We start from the raw sequence: 15,665 nt of genomic DNA on the forward strand, positions 1-15,665 counted from the left end.
AGCTCTACTCCGCCGGGGCCGTCAGCGGCGGCGTGGCATTGCTGCGCCCTTCCCAGACATAAGAGGCGAGTGCCACCGCGACGGCGACCAGCATGGCGACGGCTCCAAGCAGCGGCAGGCTGCGGTAGCCGTAGCCGCCATTGAGCATGGCGGCGCCAAGCGATGCGGCCAGCGCGATGCCGACATTGAAGCCGGACGGAATGAGCGACGAAGCGAGGTTCGAGGCGTCTGCCGTCCAGGCCAGGATGCGGGTCTGGATTGGTGTGCCGATGGCGAAGTTGAGACCGCCCCAGACGACGATCGCGACAACCATCGGCAGGGGATAGGGGCTGACGGCATAGATGACGGCCAGCGTCACCGCCTGCAAGCCCAGCATGGTGATCAATGACGGCATCAGCTTCCAGTCGGACAGCTTGCCGCCGAGGAAGACGCCGAGCGTGGCGCCGACGCCGTTGAGCAGCAGCACCCACGGCACCAGGCTCTCGTCGAGCCCGGTGATCTCCAGCAATGTCGGGGTGATGTAGGTGAACAGGCCGAACTGGCCGATCATCAGCATCAACATCAGGATCAGCGAGGTCCAGACCTGCTGGCGAGCCAGCACGCGAACCTCGCGGGCGAAACCGGCGGGCCTGGCCGATGATCCGGTGGTGCGCGGCAAAAGTGCTGCCATGGCGAGCGTTGCCGCCACGCCGAGCGCGCACATCACCCAGAAGGTGGCGCGCCAGCCCCAGATGTTGCCGATCGCAGTACCCGCCGGCACGCCGATGACGTTGGAGACGGTGAGGCCGGACAGGATGACGGCAACCGCCATGCCGCGCTGGTCCTCGCGCACAAGACCAACGGCGACGACCATGGCGACGCCGAAATAGCCGCCATGCGCGACCGCAACGGCAATGCGCAACAAAAGCATCGAGGTGAAGTCGGGCGCCAGCGCGCAGGCCGCCTGGCCGATGGTGAAGGCGATGGCGAGGCCGAGCAGCAAGGTCTTGCGCGGCAGCGACTTGGTGGCGAGCGCCAGCAGCGGACCGCCGATGGCGATGCCGCAGGCATAGCCGGAAACGAGATAACCGGCCGAGGGAACCGAAACACCCAGCCCTTCCGCCACCTGCGGCAGCACGCCGGCAATGACGAATTCGGTGGTGCCGAAAGCAAAGGCGGCGATAAACAGGGCGATGAGCGGAAGCGACATGGGAAAGGCCTTGGTTGGAACGGCCTCAAACCACGGATAAGGGCTGCGAGCAATCCAGAAATGTTTGTCGCCGGTTTAGCTTTTCTTCAATGGGGCGCGGCGATGAAGCGCCAATCTCCCTCCTTGTGGGGGAGATCGGCTGCTTCTCAGCTCGCCTTCAGCCGCGATCCGGTGAGCAGGCCGCGCTCTTCGAGCACCGGATAGGCCATCGAGGCCAGCAGCGAGTTGATCTGCTTCAGGTCGCGGATGGTGTCGAGGTGGATCGAGCTGGTCTCGACGCTCTTGGCGGTGCCGTCGCGCAGACGCTCGAAATGGCTGGCGCTGGTTTCCTTCTCGCGGTCGCGCAGCTGGTCCTTTTCCAGCACCAGCTGGCGGGCGGTTTCGGGATCGCGCGACACCAGCACGTTGAAGGCAAGCCGCGCGTTGGCGAGCACCGAGCTGTGGAAGGCGAACAACTCACTCCAGCCCTCGTCGGTGAATTCCAGTCCGCGCTCGAACTTCTTCTTCACATGCACCAGCATGTTGCGCACGATGATGTCGCCGACCTGCTCGAGCTTGACGCAGGCGCCGATCAGTTCCTGGCAGCGCAGCGCCTCGTCCTCGGTCAGCGGGTTCTTGGTAAGCTTTGCCAGATAGAGCTTGATCGCCGCATGCTTCCTGTCGACGCGGTCGTCGAGTGCAGCCAGCGCCATGATCTTGTCGGCGTCGGCACTTTCATAGAGTTCGATGATGCGCTTGAGCATGATCTCGACCGTCTCGCAGACCCGCACCACTTCGCGCGTGGCATTGGCCAGCGCTTGGCTTGGGACGTCGAGCGCGCTTTCATTGAGGGCGGACAGCTCGACGACGTCGAGCGAGGCAGCCGGAACGGGCTTGGTGCCAAGTGCGACGATCTTTTCGGAAGCGCGATAGACGAACCCGGCCAGCGGCAGCCCGGCGAGCAGGATCAGCACATTGAACAGGATGTGGGCGTTGACGATCTGGTCCGCGGCCGTCGAACCGAGAAAGGCGAAGTGCGGCCTGAAGATCATGATCAGGATCAGCATGACCAGCGAGCCGAGCCCGCGCATCAGGAGGTTGCCGACCGGCACGACGCGCACTTCGGGGCTCGACGAGCGGGTCAGCATCGGCGCAATGATCGAGGAGCCGAGATTGACGCCGAGGATGAGGACGACGCCGAGTTCGGGCGTGATCAGGCCACGGCCGGCCAGCGTCGCCATCAACAGAACCGCCGCGATGCTCGACTGGAACAACCAAGTGATCAGCGCCGCCAGCAGATAGGCGGTGATGGAATCGGTGGAGAAGTAGTTGATGATGACCGGCATGAGCTGGCTGTTGCGCAGCGGCTCCGATGCCTGGCCGATCATTTCCAGCGACAGGATCAAAAGGCCGATGCCGATCAGGATGCGGCCGGACTGGCGCCAGTCGCGCCGCTCGGTGGCCATGAACATCACCGTGCCGGTGATCAGGCAAAGCGGCACCAGCAAGGTGAGATCGAAGGTCAGCAGCTTGACCACCAGCGCCGAGCCGATCTCGGCGCCGCGCACGGCAAGCTGGCCCGCGGCGCCCGAGACGATGCCGGAGCCGGCGAAGGAGCCGACCAGCAGCGTGACGGCGGTGGAGCTTTGCAGGGCGATGGCGAGGCCGGTGCCGGCCAGCACCGCCATGATCGGATTGCGCATGGTAGCGCGCAGACGATGGCGCAGCACGTCGCCATAGGCGCGCTCGACGCCGGTCTTCACCATGCGGGTGGCAAACAGCATCAGCGCCACGGCGCCGGCCAGATGCAGAAGGATGACGGAGCCGCTCATCTCTTTTTCGCCTGCATGCCAACGGCGCGCGCGACGCGGCCAGCGTGGCGAGCGGGATGAAAAGCGGGGTTACGAATCATGTTCATGGCGATGGTCGATAATAACTCGAATATTTTAGCCGGATAATAAAATCTTGTCGATTTCAAGGGGCCGTTGCCGCGCGACAGGCAGTGTCGGAAAATGGATTGAGGCGCAAATAGTTGCATTGCCGGGCTGCCGTGGCACGGCGGATCGCGCGGGTCGCCGCGCGCTTGGCCCCTACCTTTGCGAGGATGTTCAATTCCCTCAATTAAATGAAGGAATTCATTACATAATTGTAATGCTGGCGTTCAGTTTCGGTTCATCGGTGCGCGGCTATTCCCTTGGGCATCGACAACCAAGGAGACTTCCATGAAACGCATTGTCCTTTCCGCCCTCGCTTTCTCGATGCTGGCCGCCACGTCGCTCACCGGCCAGGCCGCGCCGCTGAATGCACCGGTCGCGCCGCAGTCGAACTATAGCCAGGTCGACTGGCAGAAGCCCGGCCACCATACCGATGTGAAGAAGCGCGTCTTCAAGAAGAAGGTCGTCGTGAAGCGCAGCCATTGGCGCAATGGCCAGAAATATTCCAGCTGGAAGCGTCACCAACCGATCCGCGATTATGGCCGCTATGGCCTGCATCGTCCCGGCCGCGGCCAGGAATGGATCCGCGTCGGCAACGACTATGTGCTGGTCGGTATCGTCTCCGGCGTGATCTTCGGCGCACTCGCCGCGCAATAACCGGCACCTTGCCGGGCATTGAAAGGGAGGCGGCCCGCAACGGCCGCCTTTCTGCCGTCCGCGAGCAACTCGTCGCAAATGTGAAGTTTGAACTGCTTGCCGAGAATATCGCGATATGCGATATTTTCGGGGTGAAGCGGGTTCATTCTTCCCCCTCTGGCTGCCAGGGCGCTGCGGAGGCATCGGGCGGATGCCGAGAGAATCCTGTCGAAGATAGAAGCATACGCCAATGACCCGAGCAGCCTTGCAAACATGGTCAAGGCCTTGCAAGGCTCGACCGCTCTGCGTTTGAGGGTGGGTGACTATCGCGTGGTGTTCGAGGCAACGGATCAGGAGATCGTCGTCACCAAGATCGGACCGCGCGGGTCGGTTTATGATTGAAGGAATGCCAAGGTGAACAATGTTGCCTATGTCACGACGCCAGGTGGCGAGGAACTGGCCATCCTGCCACGCAGCGAACTGGATGCATTGCGGGAATCGCTGGACCACGCACAGGCGCTGGGCAGCTTTCGCGCAGGCCAGATTCCAGGACTTACTCCGGACGAGGCGCGGGCTCTTGTCGCAGCGGTCTCTCCGCTTGCTTTCTGGCGCCGGTATCGCAAGCTTACCCAGGCTGTGCTCTCCGCGTCCGTCGGAGTGACGCAGAACTATCTTTCTGAAATCGAGAACGGAAAGCGCGGAGGGGATGTCGCGCTTTGGCTGCGGCTGGCTCGCGCGCTCGAACTGCCGGTTGAGAGTCTGGTCGACGCAGGCGACTGATCGACAGAATATCGGCAGGCGGCTTTTGCCCTGTGGAAACCGGGTATGGTCCGCATTAGGGGTCGTCGGATTTCGCGGGCATGATTATATGATGGGGAAACGAGTTCCCCGATGCGCTTTCCGCCCGCCTTCCTCGACGAGATACGCGACCGCGTGCCGATTTCCCAGGTTATCGGCCTGCGCGTCGCGTGGGACAGGAAGAAGACCAATGCGCCGCGCGGCGACTATTGGGCCTGCTGCCCGTTCCATGGCGAGAAGAGCCCGTCCTTCCACTGCGAGGACAAGAAGGGCCGCTACCACTGTTTCGGCTGCTCGGTCTCGGGCGATCATTTCAAGTTCCTCACCGAACTCGACGGGATGAGCTTTCCCGAAGCGGTCGAAAAGATCGCCGACATGGCCGGCGTGCCGATGCCGGTTCGCGATGCCCAGGAGGAGCGGCGCGAAAAGGAACGCGCCAGCCTGACCGACGTCATGGAGATGGCGACCGCTTTCTTCCAGGAGCGGCTGCAAGGGCCAGAGGGGGCAAAGGCCCGCGCCTATCTGCGCGATCGCGGGCTGACACCGGCGACGCAGCAATCGTTCCGGCTCGGCTTCGCACCCGACAGCCGCAATGCGCTGAAGGAGCATCTCGCCGCCAAGGGCGTCCCGAAAGCCGATATCGAGGCCTGCGGGCTGGTGCGCCACGGCGACGACATCCCGGTTTCCTATGACTGGTTCCGCGACCGCATCATGTTCCCGATCCCGGATTCCAGGGGCAAGATCATCGCTTTCGGTGGGCGCGCGCTGCAGCCGGATGCGCTGGCCAAATATATGAACTCGCCCGATACCGAGCTCTTCCACAAGGGCTATGTGCTCTACAATTTCGCCCGCGCTCGCAAGGCCTTGGCCAAGGGCGGCACGGTCATCGCCGTCGAAGGCTATATGGACGTGATCGCGCTGGCACAGGCCGGCTTCGAGAATGTCGTGGCGCCGCTTGGCACCGCGCTCACCGAGAACCAGCTCGAGCTGCTCTGGCGCATGGCGCCGGAGCCGATGTTGTGTTTCGACGGCGACAAGGCCGGGCTGAAGGCGGCCTGGCGCGCCGCCGACATGGCGCTGCCCTCGGTGCAGGCCGGGCGCTCGGCGCGCTTTGCACTGCTGCCGGAAGGCAAGGATCCCGACGATCTGGTCAAGGCCGACGGGCCAGACGCGTTCCGCACGGTGCTGGCCGAGGCGCGGCCGCTGGTCGATCTGTTATGGATGCGCGAAACGGCGGGCGGCGTCTTCGACACGCCGGAGCGGCGGGCCGAGCTTGAGAAGACGCTGCGCGAGCTGACCAGCCGCATCCGCGATGAAAGCCTGCGCTACCATTATCAGCAGGAGATGCGCGAGCGCGTGCTGAGCTTCTTCGGCTCGCAGCGCAGTGCGCGCCAAGGGCGTCAGGATGGCGGCCGGCCAGGCGAGCGCGGCCAGGGCAAGGCCGCCGCGCCCGGTGGGCAGTTCGCCAAGAGCGGTGGCGGCCGCATCGCGATCACTGAAAGCCTCGGCCAGTCGGCGCTGGTCAAACGCGGCAGCGAGGGGATGTCGGTGCGCGAGGCGACGATCATCGTCGCACTGGTCAACCATCCGGCGCTGATCGACGAGAATTTCGCTCATATAGAGTTTCTCGATCTCGCCAACTCCGATCTGAGGCGGCTGCATGCCGCGATTCTCGATGCGATGGCACATGACATGGCCAATGACCGCCAAGCCGTTATCGCGACGATCGAACGCGCCGGCTGCGCCGTGATCTGGGAACGGGCCGTCGGCCTGATCCGGCGAATGCGGCAATGGCCGGCTCTGGAGACCGCTGCCCTTGACGATGCCCGCGACGCTTTCAGCCAGGCACTGCACTTGCAGCGCAGCGCGCGCACCTTACATAAGGAGCTGAAACAGGCGGAAGCGGCGCTCGCCACCGATCCCACAGACGAAAACTACCGGCACCTGATCGAAATTCAGGCGCAATTTCAGGATGTACAGGCAACGGAAGCGCTGATCGAAGGATTTGGCGTGTCCTCGGGCAGGGCCGGGCGGGCTTAGTTTGAAGCGAGTGAGACGTGAAGGCGTTGTTGCGCGTCCAAATGGCGCGTGGCGGGCTAAGTCGGGTAATTGATTCGCTTTTTTAAGGCGAATCATGCGAGAGGCGCTTGACCTTCTTGCAGAATGGCGGAATCAGGACGATTCGAAACGTTAACCCGAACCCGCGTCGACGGGAAATAAGCGATGTGGGGGTACTGGTCACTGGACAGGCAGCCTGCCTGCCACAGATATCAGGGTTAATCTGGACTTAATGCATGTTGCCCAAAAGGAAACCGGTTTTGGGGACAACGACATGCACCAAACGACGAGTTGATGCAGTTACTGGCCCGGTGAAGCGCGTTCATAAGCGAGCGCATCCGATTTGACTGGTCCGACAGCTTACGCGGCTTCGATGTTCGGCCGCTAGGAGAAGATAAAGACTATGGCGACAAAGGAAAAGGAAGAGGTCGAGACCGAACGCGAAGGTGCCACCGATGGCCCGCTGCTCGACCTTTCCGATGATGCTGTCAAGAAGATGATCAAGGCCGCCAAGAAGCGCGGCTATGTCACCATGGACGAGCTGAATTCGGTGCTGCCCTCCGAGGAAGTGACCTCCGAGCAGATCGAGGACACGATGGCAATGCTGTCCGACATGGGCATCAACGTGGTCGAGGACGACGAGCAGGGCGAGGAGCCCGAGGCCGCCGACACGGCGGCCGATGCCGAGGAAGACGCCAACGAGCTGGCCGAGCAGACCGGCACCGCGGTCGCTGCCACCACCACCAAGAAAGAACCGACCGACCGCACCGACGATCCGGTGCGCATGTATCTGCGCGAGATGGGCTCGGTCGAGTTGCTGTCGCGCGAGGGCGAAATCGCCATCGCCAAGCGTATCGAGGCCGGCCGCGAGACGATGATCGCGGGCCTGTGCGAAAGCCCACTGACCTTCCAGGCCATCATCATCTGGCGTGACGAGCTCAACGAATCGAAGATCCTGCTGCGCGAGATCATCGATCTCGAAGCCACCTATGCCGGACCCGAAGCCAAGCAGGCGCCGGTGGTCGAGCGCATCGAGGAAGCCAAGGTCGAGGACAAGCCGCGCCGTTCGCGCGACGAGGAAGACGACGTCACCAATGTCGCCGCCGATACGCGCGGGCTGGTCGATGACGACGAGGAAGACGAGGACGAAGCGAGCCTTTCGCTGGCGGCCATGGAAGCGGAACTCCGCCCGCAGGTGATGGAGACGCTCGACGTCATCGCCGACACCTACAAGAAGCTGCGCAAGCTGCAGGACCAGCAGGTCGAGAACCGTCTCGCCGCCGCCGGCACGCTGTCGCCCAGCCAGGACCGCCGGCTGAAGGAGCTGAAGGACCAGCTGATCAAGGCGGTGAAGTCGCTGTCGCTCAACACGGCGCGCATCGAGGCGCTGGTCGAGCAGCTCTACGACATCAACAAGCGCCTGGTGCAGAACGAAGGCAAGCTGCTCAGGCTCGCTGAAAGCTATGGCGTGCGCCGCGAGGAGTTCCTCAAGGAATATCAGGGCTCCGAACTCGACCCGAACTGGACGCGCGCGATCGGCAACCTGACCTCCCGCGGCTGGAAGGAATTCACCAAGAACGAGAAGGACGCGATCAAGGACCTGCGCGCCGAGATCCAGAACCTCGCTACCGAAACGGCGATCTCGATCCTGGAATTCCGCAAGATCGTCAACCAGGTGCAGAAGGGCGAGCGCGAAGCGGCGATCGCCAAGAAGGAAATGGTCGAGGCCAATCTGCGCCTCGTCATCTCCATCGCCAAGAAATACACCAATCGCGGCCTGCAGTTCCTCGACCTGATCCAGGAAGGCAATATCGGCCTGATGAAGGCGGTCGACAAATTCGAATACCGCCGCGGCTACAAGTTCTCGACCTACGCGACATGGTGGATCCGGCAGGCGATCACCCGTTCGATCGCCGATCAGGCGCGCACCATCCGCATTCCGGTGCACATGATCGAGACGATCAACAAGATCGTGCGCACCTCGCGCCAGATGCTGCACGAGATCGGCCGCGAGCCGACGCCGGAGGAACTGGCCGAAAAGCTCGCTATGCCGCTCGAAAAAGTGCGCAAGGTTCTGAAGATCGCCAAGGAGCCGATCTCGCTCGAAACCCCTGTGGGTGACGAAGAGGATTCGCATCTGGGCGATTTCATCGAGGACAAGATGGCGATCCTGCCGATCGACGCGGCGATCCAGGCCAATCTGCGCGAGACCACCACGCGCGTGCTGGCCTCGTTGACGCCACGCGAGGAGCGCGTTCTCAGAATGCGCTTCGGCATCGGCATGAACACCGACCATACGCTGGAAGAAGTCGGCCAGCAATTCTCGGTCACCCGCGAGCGTATCCGCCAGATCGAAGCCAAGGCGCTGCGCAAGCTCAAGCACCCGAGCAGGAGCAGGAAGCTGCGGAGCTTTTTGGACAGCTAACACTTACCGATTGCAGAGAGATCAAGGGCGCCCATCGAGGCGCCCTTTTTCGTTCCGGGTGCGTGCTCTTGCGGCTCGCACCCTTCGGGAGGATAATTCGGCGTCGGATGCATTTTCTGGGCGACAACCCGGATGCCCGCCCCGGCGAAGCCGCCGTGCTCCGTGGCCCCGGAGGGAGGTGTGCCATGACAAGTTACATCGTGCTGATGAACTGGACCGAGCAGGGCGCCAGAAGCGTCCGCGATTCGCCGAAGCGGCTCGACGCCGCCAGGAAGCAGCTGGGAGACATGGGCGGATCGTTCAAGGCGTTCTACCTGACCATGGGCGAATACGACATGGTGGCGGTGGTCGAGGCCCCCGACGACGCGGTCCTGGCGCGTTTCTCGTTGATGCTGGCGGCGGCCGGCAACGTCAGGACGCGGACGCTGAAGGCCTTTCCCGAATTAGCCTACCGCGAGATCATCACCTCGCTCGGATAGGCCGGCTGGTCCGAAACAGCCTCGTTCGTGCGCAACCGCTCGAGCGAGGTCTTGACCGCGTCCAATTGTTCGTGGTCCTCAGGTTGCGTTACCAACCCAATGTCGAGACCATGCTGACCGTCTGGTACAACACGCGCTGCCCGGTTTGCGATGCCGGCATAAGCAGGCAGAAGCGGCGGTTGATCGAAGCGGTCAAGGCCGGACGGATCGAATTTCGCGACATCAATTTTGAACCGGCAGCGCTTGCCGGGCATGGCGCGTCACTCGAGGATATCCGACGCCGGCTGCACGCCACCGACGCGGCGGGCAGGCTGCTGGTCGGCGCCGATGTGGCGATCGCCGTGTGGAAGGTCACGCCGGGCGAGGGCTGGCTGGCGACTTTGTTCGGCAATCCGGCTGCCTTGCCGCTGACACGCTTTGCCTATGATCGTTTCGCCGACCTGCTCTATGCCTGGAACCGGCGCAAGGGCCGCTGGTAGCAGTCCGTCATCAATGACCAGAAGTGCAAAGTCCCGGAGGACACATCTCCGGACTTTTTCGTGCGAGCTATTGGCTGGCCGGCTCGCAGAGCGAAAGCAAAGCCTCTGGCGCCGCATTCAGATACATCGTAAGATATATCTTGACTTCATCGATTGGCCTGCCTAAATAAGATATATCGTAAGATACAACTCAAGGAGCAATCAATGCACAAACATTTTGGGAACAATCATTTCGGCGAGCGCATGTTCATGCACATGGCCGGCAAATTCGGTGGCAGAGGGGGCGGAGGGTTCGGCCCGTTCGGGCACGGCGGTCGTGGCGGTGGACGCGGCGGCCCCGGCGATATATTCCGCGCCGGCCGCATGCTGGCCGACGGCGACCTCAAGCTGATCACGCTGTCGCTGCTGGCCGAGGCACCGCGCCACGGCTACGACATCATCAAGGCACTGGAAGAGCGCACCAGCGGCATCTACAGCCCGAGCCCGGGCGTGGTCTACCCGACGCTGACCTTCCTGGAAGAGGCCGGCTACGCCGCCTCCGCCGCCGACGGCAACAAGAAGGTATTCTCGATCACCGAGGCGGGCCAGGCGCATCTCGCCGACAACCGCGAGATGATCGACGGCGTGCTCGAGCATCTCGAGCGTTTCGGCCGCAAGATGGCCAAGGCGCGCGACTGGTTCGGCTGGAACGACGAGAGCGAAGAGGGCGGTCGTCGCGGCGGTCGTGGTAGCCGTTCGGAAGCACGCGACGAGTTCCGTGCCGTGCGCCATCGGCTGCGCGCGGCTCTGGGCGACTTCGTCGATGCCCCGGCCGACAAGCAGGCCGAGGCGATCGCCATCCTCGAAGCCGCAGCCGAGGCGCTGGAAGCGCTGTCGCACAAGTAAGGTCTTCCGGCGCGGCCGGACGCAGCCCTTGCCCGCTGGGCCAAGGACCGATAGTGAAATTCATCCCGCGCCACGCTACATGGTGTGGGATGAATGCTGTTGGAGGAAGCCCGATGTCTTTTCTGAAGCGTCTTTTCGGCGGTGGCGGCGGTGAAGCGGCCGAACCAAAAAACGCGGCGCCGGCCAAGCAGGTCGAGCACAAGGGTTTCCTGATCAGCGCCACGCCCTACAAGGCGGATGGCCAGTACCAGACCTGCGGCATCGTTTCCAAGGAGATCGACGGTGTGGTGAAGGAGCACAAATTCATCCGCGCCGACCGTTTTGCCGGGCTCGACGACGCCGTCGACATCTCGATCAAGAAGGGCATCCAGCTCGTCGACGAGCAGGGCGAGCGGATTTTCGCATAGGGACGGGATTGGTCGAGGCGACGAATTTCGGCCTTCCGCCGAAGCGGTTATTCGCCGCCAGTTTCTCGAATGACGGCCGTGGGCCGCAAGCAGAGAGTCTCGACAATTGAGCGTAGCATTTGCCAAGGAGGAAAGTGCTGAGGCAGCATCGGAAACCATCCTGCCGGCTCGCCCTATCTCCGATCGGATCAACCTCGTCACGGAGGCGGGTCTCAAGATGCTGCAGGATGAATTGGCTCGCGCTCAGCAGGCTCTCGAGGCCGCTAGCGTGCTGGAAGATGTCAACGACAGGCGCCGGCAGTCAGCGGTTCCAGTTCGACATATGCGCTATTATGCCGAGCGCGTCCGTACGGCTCAGCTTATGTCGGTGCCCACGTCTAATGACGTTATCGCCTTCGGGCACACCGTTACCTTCAAGCGCGATGATGGCCGCACGCAGACCTTCCGCATCGTCGGTGAGGATGAAGCCAACCCGTCTCAAGCTTCCATATCGCATGGTTCGCCGGTTGCCATCGCGCTGACCGGCAAAACCGTTGGCGACTTTGTCCAGCTAGGGCAGCGGGAACTTGAGATCCTGTCCATTTCTTAGTTGGACATCGGTATGACGCACGACCGGGCGAGTGCTTGGAACCAATGACGGGCGAGACTGTTCAGTTGTAACTTTGATACCACGCTGGCGAGCCCAGCCGTTGGGCAAGCGGCTACCTTGAGGAGTTCTCATCATGATCATTTCGTCCAGAATTCGTTCATTCGCGGTTGCCGTCATCGCCGCAGGGGCAGTCAGCGTTGCCAGCGCCGCGAATGCCGACAGCGGCACGATCCGCTTTGCCATCTACAAGGCTGCCTTCTTCGTGGGCGGATCCGGAGGCGAGGGCACGCTGACCTTCCATGGTCGTCGCTATCCCATCTCGGTCGGCGGCGTCTCGGGCGGTCTCGCCTTCGGGGTTTCGAAGACCTATTTCCACGGGACCGTGCGCCACATCAGGCGCGCCCGGGACGTGACGGGGGTCTACGGTGCGGTGGGCGGTGGCGGCACGCTCGGCAAAGGGGCTCAGGTGATCGTCATGACCAATGACAAGGGCGCCCAGCTCGAACTGTCAGGCAAGCAGGTAGGCCTGCAAGTCAACGCCGATCTCAGCGGTATGTCCATCACGGTGAAGTAGGAGGTTGGTCAGTCCTTGAAATGGACCTGGCTGTGGCGGCGCCGTGTGCCCTCTGGCTCAAATGCCCGCGATCGCGCCGAACGGGTCAGGCTCATGGCGTGCCTGGCCCGCGCGGTTCGGAACTCGATCCGGCCGAAGACTAAGCCGGCTGCAACTCCCGGCGTGGCAGCGGCGGGAACGCGATGGCGATGCCGACCGCGCCAAGCCCGATGAGGGCCGAGCCGATGAACAGCCAGGAATAGTTGGCGTAGGCATCGAACACCATGCCGCCGGCAAGCGGTCCCAGCGCCATGCCGAGGCTGGACAGCATGGTGGCGGCGCCGAATACGGTGCCGAGGATGCGCTGGCCGAAATATTCGCGCGCCAGCACCGCATAGAGCGGCATGACGCCGCCATAAGTGGCGCCGAAGATGACAGCCAGCATATAGAACTGGTCGAGCCGGCTGATCGAGAGATAGGCGGCAATGACGATCGCCTGGATCGCCAGGCCCGCGATCAGCACCGGCTTGACGCCCAGGCGATCGGCAAGCACGCCGTAGAAAAGCCGCCCGCCGAGGCCGGCAAGGCCCTCGACACTGTAGATCGAAACGGCCGCCATTGGGGCGACGCCGCACAGCATGGCGTAGCTGACCATATGGAAGATCGGTCCGGAATGCGCTGCGCAGCAGGCAAAGAAGGTCAGGCCGAGTACGATGAACTGTGGCGAGCGCAGCGCCTGGCCGACCGTCAGGCCGGCGCCTTCGGCAACCGGCGCGGAGCCGGTGTCGGCCACGGCAGGCTTCGGCGGCTGGCGCACCAGCAGCACTGCCGGCAACAGCAGCACCCAGGCGGTGATGCCGATGTCGAACATGGCCGTGCGCCAGTCATAGGCCGAGATCAGCCAGCGGGCGAAGGGCGAGATCGTCATCGGCGCCACGCCCATGCCGGCCGAGACCAGCGAGACCGCAAGGCTGCGGTTGGTGTCGAACCAGCCTGTGGTCAGCGCGATCATCGGCGCGAAGAAGGCGCTTGCGGCGAGGCCGACCAGAACGCCATACGTGATCTGGAAGGTGAGGAGCGAGCCGGCGCGGCTGGCCAGTACCAGCGCCAGCCCGAGCAGCACCGCCCCGATCGTCACGACGATGCGGGCGCCAAAACGATCCGACAGGGCGCCCCAAGCGAAGCCGCCAAGGCCCATCACCAGGAAGTTGAGTGTCATGGCGCTCGAAATGCCGGCGCGCGACCAGCCGGTATCGATCGCCATCGGCTCAAGGAAGATCGCCAGCGAAAACATCGTGCCGATGGCGACACAGGACATCAGCGCGCCAGCGGCGACGATGACCCAACGATAGGAAAGGCTCATTCAAATCTCCCATGCCAGAGGGCAGCGCTGCGCGCTGCTTGCCTCCGAAGGACGCTGGCATCGAGGCCGATCCTACAATCCGGTTGCATTTTTTATCCAGTCTGAAGGACGCTGTTCTTCGATGGCATGGCCTTTTTTGGACGCATTGCCGTTATCCTAAAACCGCTTCGCACTTTTGGGTGACATGCGTCAGATCGGCAGTTCCGACGTGTATTTGATCGTCTGGCTAGGAACGTCCGTCTTGACGTTCTGCACGCCCTTGATGCGGCTGAGATGCTCCGATTGGAAGCGGCGGTAGTCGTCGATGCCGGCTGCCACCACGCGCACCATGGCATCGCAGTCGCCGAGCATCAGATAGCACTCCATCACCTGCGGCAGCTTGGCGACTTCGGTGGCGAAATGCTCGATCGTGTCCTCGTCCTGCGCCTTCAGCCAGATGCGGGTGAAGAAGGTGAGGCCCTTGCCGATGCTGGCCGGGTTGAGCACGGCGACATAGCGGTCGATGATTCCGGCCTCCTCCAGCAGCTTCACGCGCCGTAGGCAAGGCGAGGGCGACAGCCCGACCTCATTGGCCAGATCGTTGTTGGCCATGCGGCCGTCACGCTGCAGCGCCCGTAGGATCCGCTTGTCGATCTCATCCAGCTTCATGGCTCTAGATTCCATCTATTCGGCAGTTTGTGACACTCAATGCCGAAATTCGGTCAAATACAACAATCTTTGCAACCAAATTGCGGGCCGATATCGGTATGTTTGCCGCCAACATCAGTTGATTTCAAACGCAGGGAAGCGGCGGCCGCGAGGCCAGCCGATAGAGAACCATGAGCATTTCACAGGCAGTCGAGGCGGCGGGCGATGGCTCAAGATCCGAATTCCGCCGTGGCGTGACGTCATGTGCGCCGGTGCTGTTCGGCACCATTCCCTATGCGCTGGTGCTTGGCGCCCAGGCCAGGCAGAGAGGCTTAGGCGTTGTCGAACTGTCGGCAATGACGGGACTGAATTTTGCCGGGGGGTCGGAATTCGCGGCGATCCAGCTGTGGACGTCGCCGCCGCACATCGTGCTCATCGTCGCCATCACCTTTCTGGTCAACAGCCGTCATTTGCTGATGGGCGCGGCACTGGCGCCGTTCCTGCGCGATCTGCCGCGGCGCAAGGTCTTTCCGGCGCTGTTCTTCATGTGTGACGAGAGTTGGGCGCTGGGCTTGGCCGATGCCCGGAAGCGCGGTGCTGCCGGTACAATGCCGGCCTTCAGCCCGCGCTACTACATGGGCGCGGCATTGGCGATGTATCTCACCTGGGTGGCCTTCACCACGCTGGGTGCCGTGTTCGGCCCGATGCTCGGCGATGTCGAGGCCTACGGTTTCGACATGGCGTTTCCGGCCGTCTTCCTGGTGCTGATGCGCGGCATGTGGACGTGCATGGCGGCGGCGCGGCCCTGGCTGGTCAGCCTGGTCGTCGCGGCATTGGTCTATCTCTTCGTTCCGGGCGCCTGGTATGTCGCCGCGGGTGCCGTGTCGGGGCTGGCGACGGCCTGGCTGACGGCAGGTGATGCATGATCGACGCAACTACCCTCCTCACCATCATGCTGATGGCCGGCGTCACCTACCTGACGCGGATCGGCGGCTACGTCGTGCTGCGCAACCGCATGCTCAGCGTGCGTGCCACGGCGGTGATGGAGGCGGCGCCCGGTTGCGTGCTGATCTCGGTCATCGCGCCGGCCTTCGTGTCGCGCAATCCGGCCGACCTTCTGGCGCTGGCGATCACTTTGATCGCCGCGACGCGGCTGTCCATGCTGCCGACCGTGCTGATCGGGGTCGCTTCGGCGGGGCTGTTGCGGCATCTGATTGGCTAGAACGAAAAAAGGCAGGCGCGCCGCGCCTGCCTTTTCAATCCA

General features: G+C 63.0%; 18 protein-coding genes. 13 read left to right on the plus strand and 5 right to left on the minus strand.

Annotation, left to right across the window (positions count from 1 at the left end; genetic code table 11):
• Window positions 1–4: 4 nt before the first annotated feature.
• The 3 genes from NKI38_RS10770 to NKI38_RS10780 all read right to left on the minus strand — a co-directional run bounded on the left by NKI38_RS10770 (window position 5) and on the right by NKI38_RS10780 (window position 3,206).
• On the minus strand, window positions 5–1,189 hold the full coding sequence (locus NKI38_RS10770) for an MFS transporter (RefSeq protein ID WP_352657179.1): 1,185 nt from the start codon (window positions 1,187–1,189) through the stop codon (window positions 5–7).
• Between the two features lie 146 nt (window positions 1,190–1,335).
• Window positions 1,336–3,000, minus strand: coding sequence for a Na/Pi cotransporter family protein (locus NKI38_RS10775; RefSeq protein WP_352657181.1), 1,665 nt, complete (start codon window positions 2,998–3,000; stop codon window positions 1,336–1,338).
• Complete coding sequence (locus NKI38_RS10780; RefSeq protein ID WP_352657184.1) at window positions 2,997–3,206, minus strand: hypothetical protein; 210 nt, start codon at window positions 3,204–3,206, stop codon at window positions 2,997–2,999. The genes NKI38_RS10775 and NKI38_RS10780 overlap by 4 nt, the downstream gene beginning before the upstream one ends.
• A gap of 184 nt (window positions 3,207–3,390) precedes the next feature.
• Here NKI38_RS10780 and NKI38_RS10785 point away from each other — a divergent pair, with 184 nt between their 5' ends.
• From NKI38_RS10785 to NKI38_RS10835, 11 genes are all read left to right on the plus strand, one after another.
• Window positions 3,391–3,759: an RcnB family protein gene (locus NKI38_RS10785; protein ID WP_352657185.1), complete on the plus strand. Its 369-nt coding sequence runs from the start codon at window positions 3,391–3,393 to the stop codon at window positions 3,757–3,759.
• A gap of 156 nt (window positions 3,760–3,915) precedes the next feature.
• On the plus strand, window positions 3,916–4,140 hold the full coding sequence (locus NKI38_RS10790; RefSeq protein ID WP_352657305.1) for a type II toxin-antitoxin system RelE family toxin: 225 nt from the start codon (window positions 3,916–3,918) through the stop codon (window positions 4,138–4,140).
• Between the two features lie 12 nt (window positions 4,141–4,152).
• A complete protein-coding gene (locus NKI38_RS10795; RefSeq protein ID WP_352657188.1) occupies window positions 4,153–4,518 on the plus strand; it encodes a helix-turn-helix transcriptional regulator in 366 nt (121 codons plus the stop codon).
• Window positions 4,519–4,629: 111 nt separating this feature from the next.
• A complete protein-coding gene (gene dnaG, locus NKI38_RS10800) occupies window positions 4,630–6,576 on the plus strand; it encodes a DNA primase (protein ID WP_352657190.1) in 1,947 nt (648 codons plus the stop codon).
• 421 nt (window positions 6,577–6,997) lie between these two features.
• Window positions 6,998–9,019 (plus strand): RNA polymerase sigma factor RpoD, encoded by a 2,022-nt coding sequence (gene rpoD, locus NKI38_RS10805; RefSeq protein WP_352632355.1) that lies wholly within the window; start codon window positions 6,998–7,000, stop codon window positions 9,017–9,019.
• A gap of 185 nt (window positions 9,020–9,204) precedes the next feature.
• Window positions 9,205–9,498 (plus strand): GYD domain-containing protein, encoded by a 294-nt coding sequence (locus tag NKI38_RS10810; RefSeq protein WP_352657192.1) that lies wholly within the window; start codon window positions 9,205–9,207, stop codon window positions 9,496–9,498.
• A 110-nt stretch (window positions 9,499–9,608) separates the two neighbouring features.
• Complete coding sequence (locus tag NKI38_RS10815) at window positions 9,609–9,977, plus strand: thiol-disulfide oxidoreductase DCC family protein (protein WP_352632420.1); 369 nt, start codon at window positions 9,609–9,611, stop codon at window positions 9,975–9,977.
• A gap of 204 nt (window positions 9,978–10,181) precedes the next feature.
• On the plus strand, window positions 10,182–10,862 hold the full coding sequence (locus tag NKI38_RS10820; protein WP_352657193.1) for a PadR family transcriptional regulator: 681 nt from the start codon (window positions 10,182–10,184) through the stop codon (window positions 10,860–10,862).
• A 113-nt stretch (window positions 10,863–10,975) separates the two neighbouring features.
• Window positions 10,976–11,269: an HlyU family transcriptional regulator gene (locus NKI38_RS10825; protein WP_352657194.1), complete on the plus strand. Its 294-nt coding sequence runs from the start codon at window positions 10,976–10,978 to the stop codon at window positions 11,267–11,269.
• Between the two features lie 106 nt (window positions 11,270–11,375).
• Window positions 11,376–11,858, plus strand: coding sequence for a transcription elongation factor GreA (gene greA / locus NKI38_RS10830; RefSeq protein ID WP_352657196.1), 483 nt, complete (start codon window positions 11,376–11,378; stop codon window positions 11,856–11,858).
• A 133-nt stretch (window positions 11,859–11,991) separates the two neighbouring features.
• Complete coding sequence (locus tag NKI38_RS10835) at window positions 11,992–12,432, plus strand: lipid-binding SYLF domain-containing protein (RefSeq protein WP_352657197.1); 441 nt, start codon at window positions 11,992–11,994, stop codon at window positions 12,430–12,432.
• Window positions 12,433–12,571: 139 nt separating this feature from the next.
• Here NKI38_RS10835 and NKI38_RS10840 read toward each other — a convergent pair whose 3' ends face one another.
• Together NKI38_RS10840 and NKI38_RS10845 are read right to left on the minus strand one after the other, a co-directional pair.
• Window positions 12,572–13,774, minus strand: a complete 1,203-nt coding sequence (locus NKI38_RS10840; protein WP_352657200.1) for an MFS transporter — start codon at window positions 13,772–13,774, stop codon at window positions 12,572–12,574.
• A 189-nt stretch (window positions 13,775–13,963) separates the two neighbouring features.
• Window positions 13,964–14,422: an Lrp/AsnC family transcriptional regulator gene (locus NKI38_RS10845; protein WP_224571096.1), complete on the minus strand. Its 459-nt coding sequence runs from the start codon at window positions 14,420–14,422 to the stop codon at window positions 13,964–13,966.
• Between the two features lie 170 nt (window positions 14,423–14,592).
• On the opposite strand from NKI38_RS10845, the gene NKI38_RS10850 reads away from it, so the two are divergent.
• Together NKI38_RS10850 and NKI38_RS10855 are read left to right on the plus strand one after the other, a co-directional pair.
• On the plus strand, window positions 14,593–15,327 hold the full coding sequence (locus tag NKI38_RS10850) for an AzlC family ABC transporter permease (protein ID WP_352657203.1): 735 nt from the start codon (window positions 14,593–14,595) through the stop codon (window positions 15,325–15,327).
• Window positions 15,324–15,623 (plus strand): AzlD family protein, encoded by a 300-nt coding sequence (locus NKI38_RS10855; RefSeq protein WP_352657205.1) that lies wholly within the window; start codon window positions 15,324–15,326, stop codon window positions 15,621–15,623. Before NKI38_RS10850 ends, NKI38_RS10855 begins: the two co-directional genes overlap by 4 nt.
• The last annotated feature ends 42 nt before the right edge of the window (window positions 15,624–15,665 follow it).

The sequence above is a fragment of the Mesorhizobium sp. M0621 genome, from assembly GCF_040320745.1.
GTDB lineage: Bacteria > Pseudomonadota > Alphaproteobacteria > Rhizobiales > Rhizobiaceae > Mesorhizobium.

Bases quoted from the DNA above. Each gene is read 5' to 3' on its own strand.
- NKI38_RS10835 (WP_352657197.1), top strand. From the start codon at position 11,992: ATGATCATTTCGTCCAGAATTCGTTCATTCGCGGTTGCCGTCATCGCC.
- NKI38_RS10815 (WP_352632420.1), top strand. From the start codon at position 9,609: ATGCTGACCGTCTGGTACAACACGCGCTGCCCGGTTTGCGATGCCGGC.
- rpoD (WP_352632355.1), top strand. From the start codon at position 6,998: ATGGCGACAAAGGAAAAGGAAGAGGTCGAGACCGAACGCGAAGGTGCC.
- NKI38_RS10810 (WP_352657192.1), top strand. From the start codon at position 9,205: ATGACAAGTTACATCGTGCTGATGAACTGGACCGAGCAGGGCGCCAGA.
- NKI38_RS10770 (WP_352657179.1), bottom strand. From the start codon at position 1,189: ATGTCGCTTCCGCTCATCGCCCTGTTTATCGCCGCCTTTGCTTTCGGC.
- NKI38_RS10845 (WP_224571096.1), bottom strand. From the start codon at position 14,422: ATGAAGCTGGATGAGATCGACAAGCGGATCCTACGGGCGCTGCAGCGT.
- NKI38_RS10850 (WP_352657203.1), top strand. From the start codon at position 14,593: ATGAGCATTTCACAGGCAGTCGAGGCGGCGGGCGATGGCTCAAGATCC.
- NKI38_RS10820 (WP_352657193.1), top strand. From the start codon at position 10,182: ATGCACAAACATTTTGGGAACAATCATTTCGGCGAGCGCATGTTCATG.
- dnaG (WP_352657190.1), top strand. From the start codon at position 4,630: ATGCGCTTTCCGCCCGCCTTCCTCGACGAGATACGCGACCGCGTGCCG.
- NKI38_RS10775 (WP_352657181.1), bottom strand. From the start codon at position 3,000: ATGAGCGGCTCCGTCATCCTTCTGCATCTGGCCGGCGCCGTGGCGCTG.
- NKI38_RS10840 (WP_352657200.1), bottom strand. From the start codon at position 13,774: ATGAGCCTTTCCTATCGTTGGGTCATCGTCGCCGCTGGCGCGCTGATG.
- NKI38_RS10785 (WP_352657185.1), top strand. From the start codon at position 3,391: ATGAAACGCATTGTCCTTTCCGCCCTCGCTTTCTCGATGCTGGCCGCC.
- NKI38_RS10825 (WP_352657194.1), top strand. From the start codon at position 10,976: ATGTCTTTTCTGAAGCGTCTTTTCGGCGGTGGCGGCGGTGAAGCGGCC.
- NKI38_RS10780 (WP_352657184.1), bottom strand. From the start codon at position 3,206: ATGCAACTATTTGCGCCTCAATCCATTTTCCGACACTGCCTGTCGCGC.
- NKI38_RS10855 (WP_352657205.1), top strand. From the start codon at position 15,324: ATGATCGACGCAACTACCCTCCTCACCATCATGCTGATGGCCGGCGTC.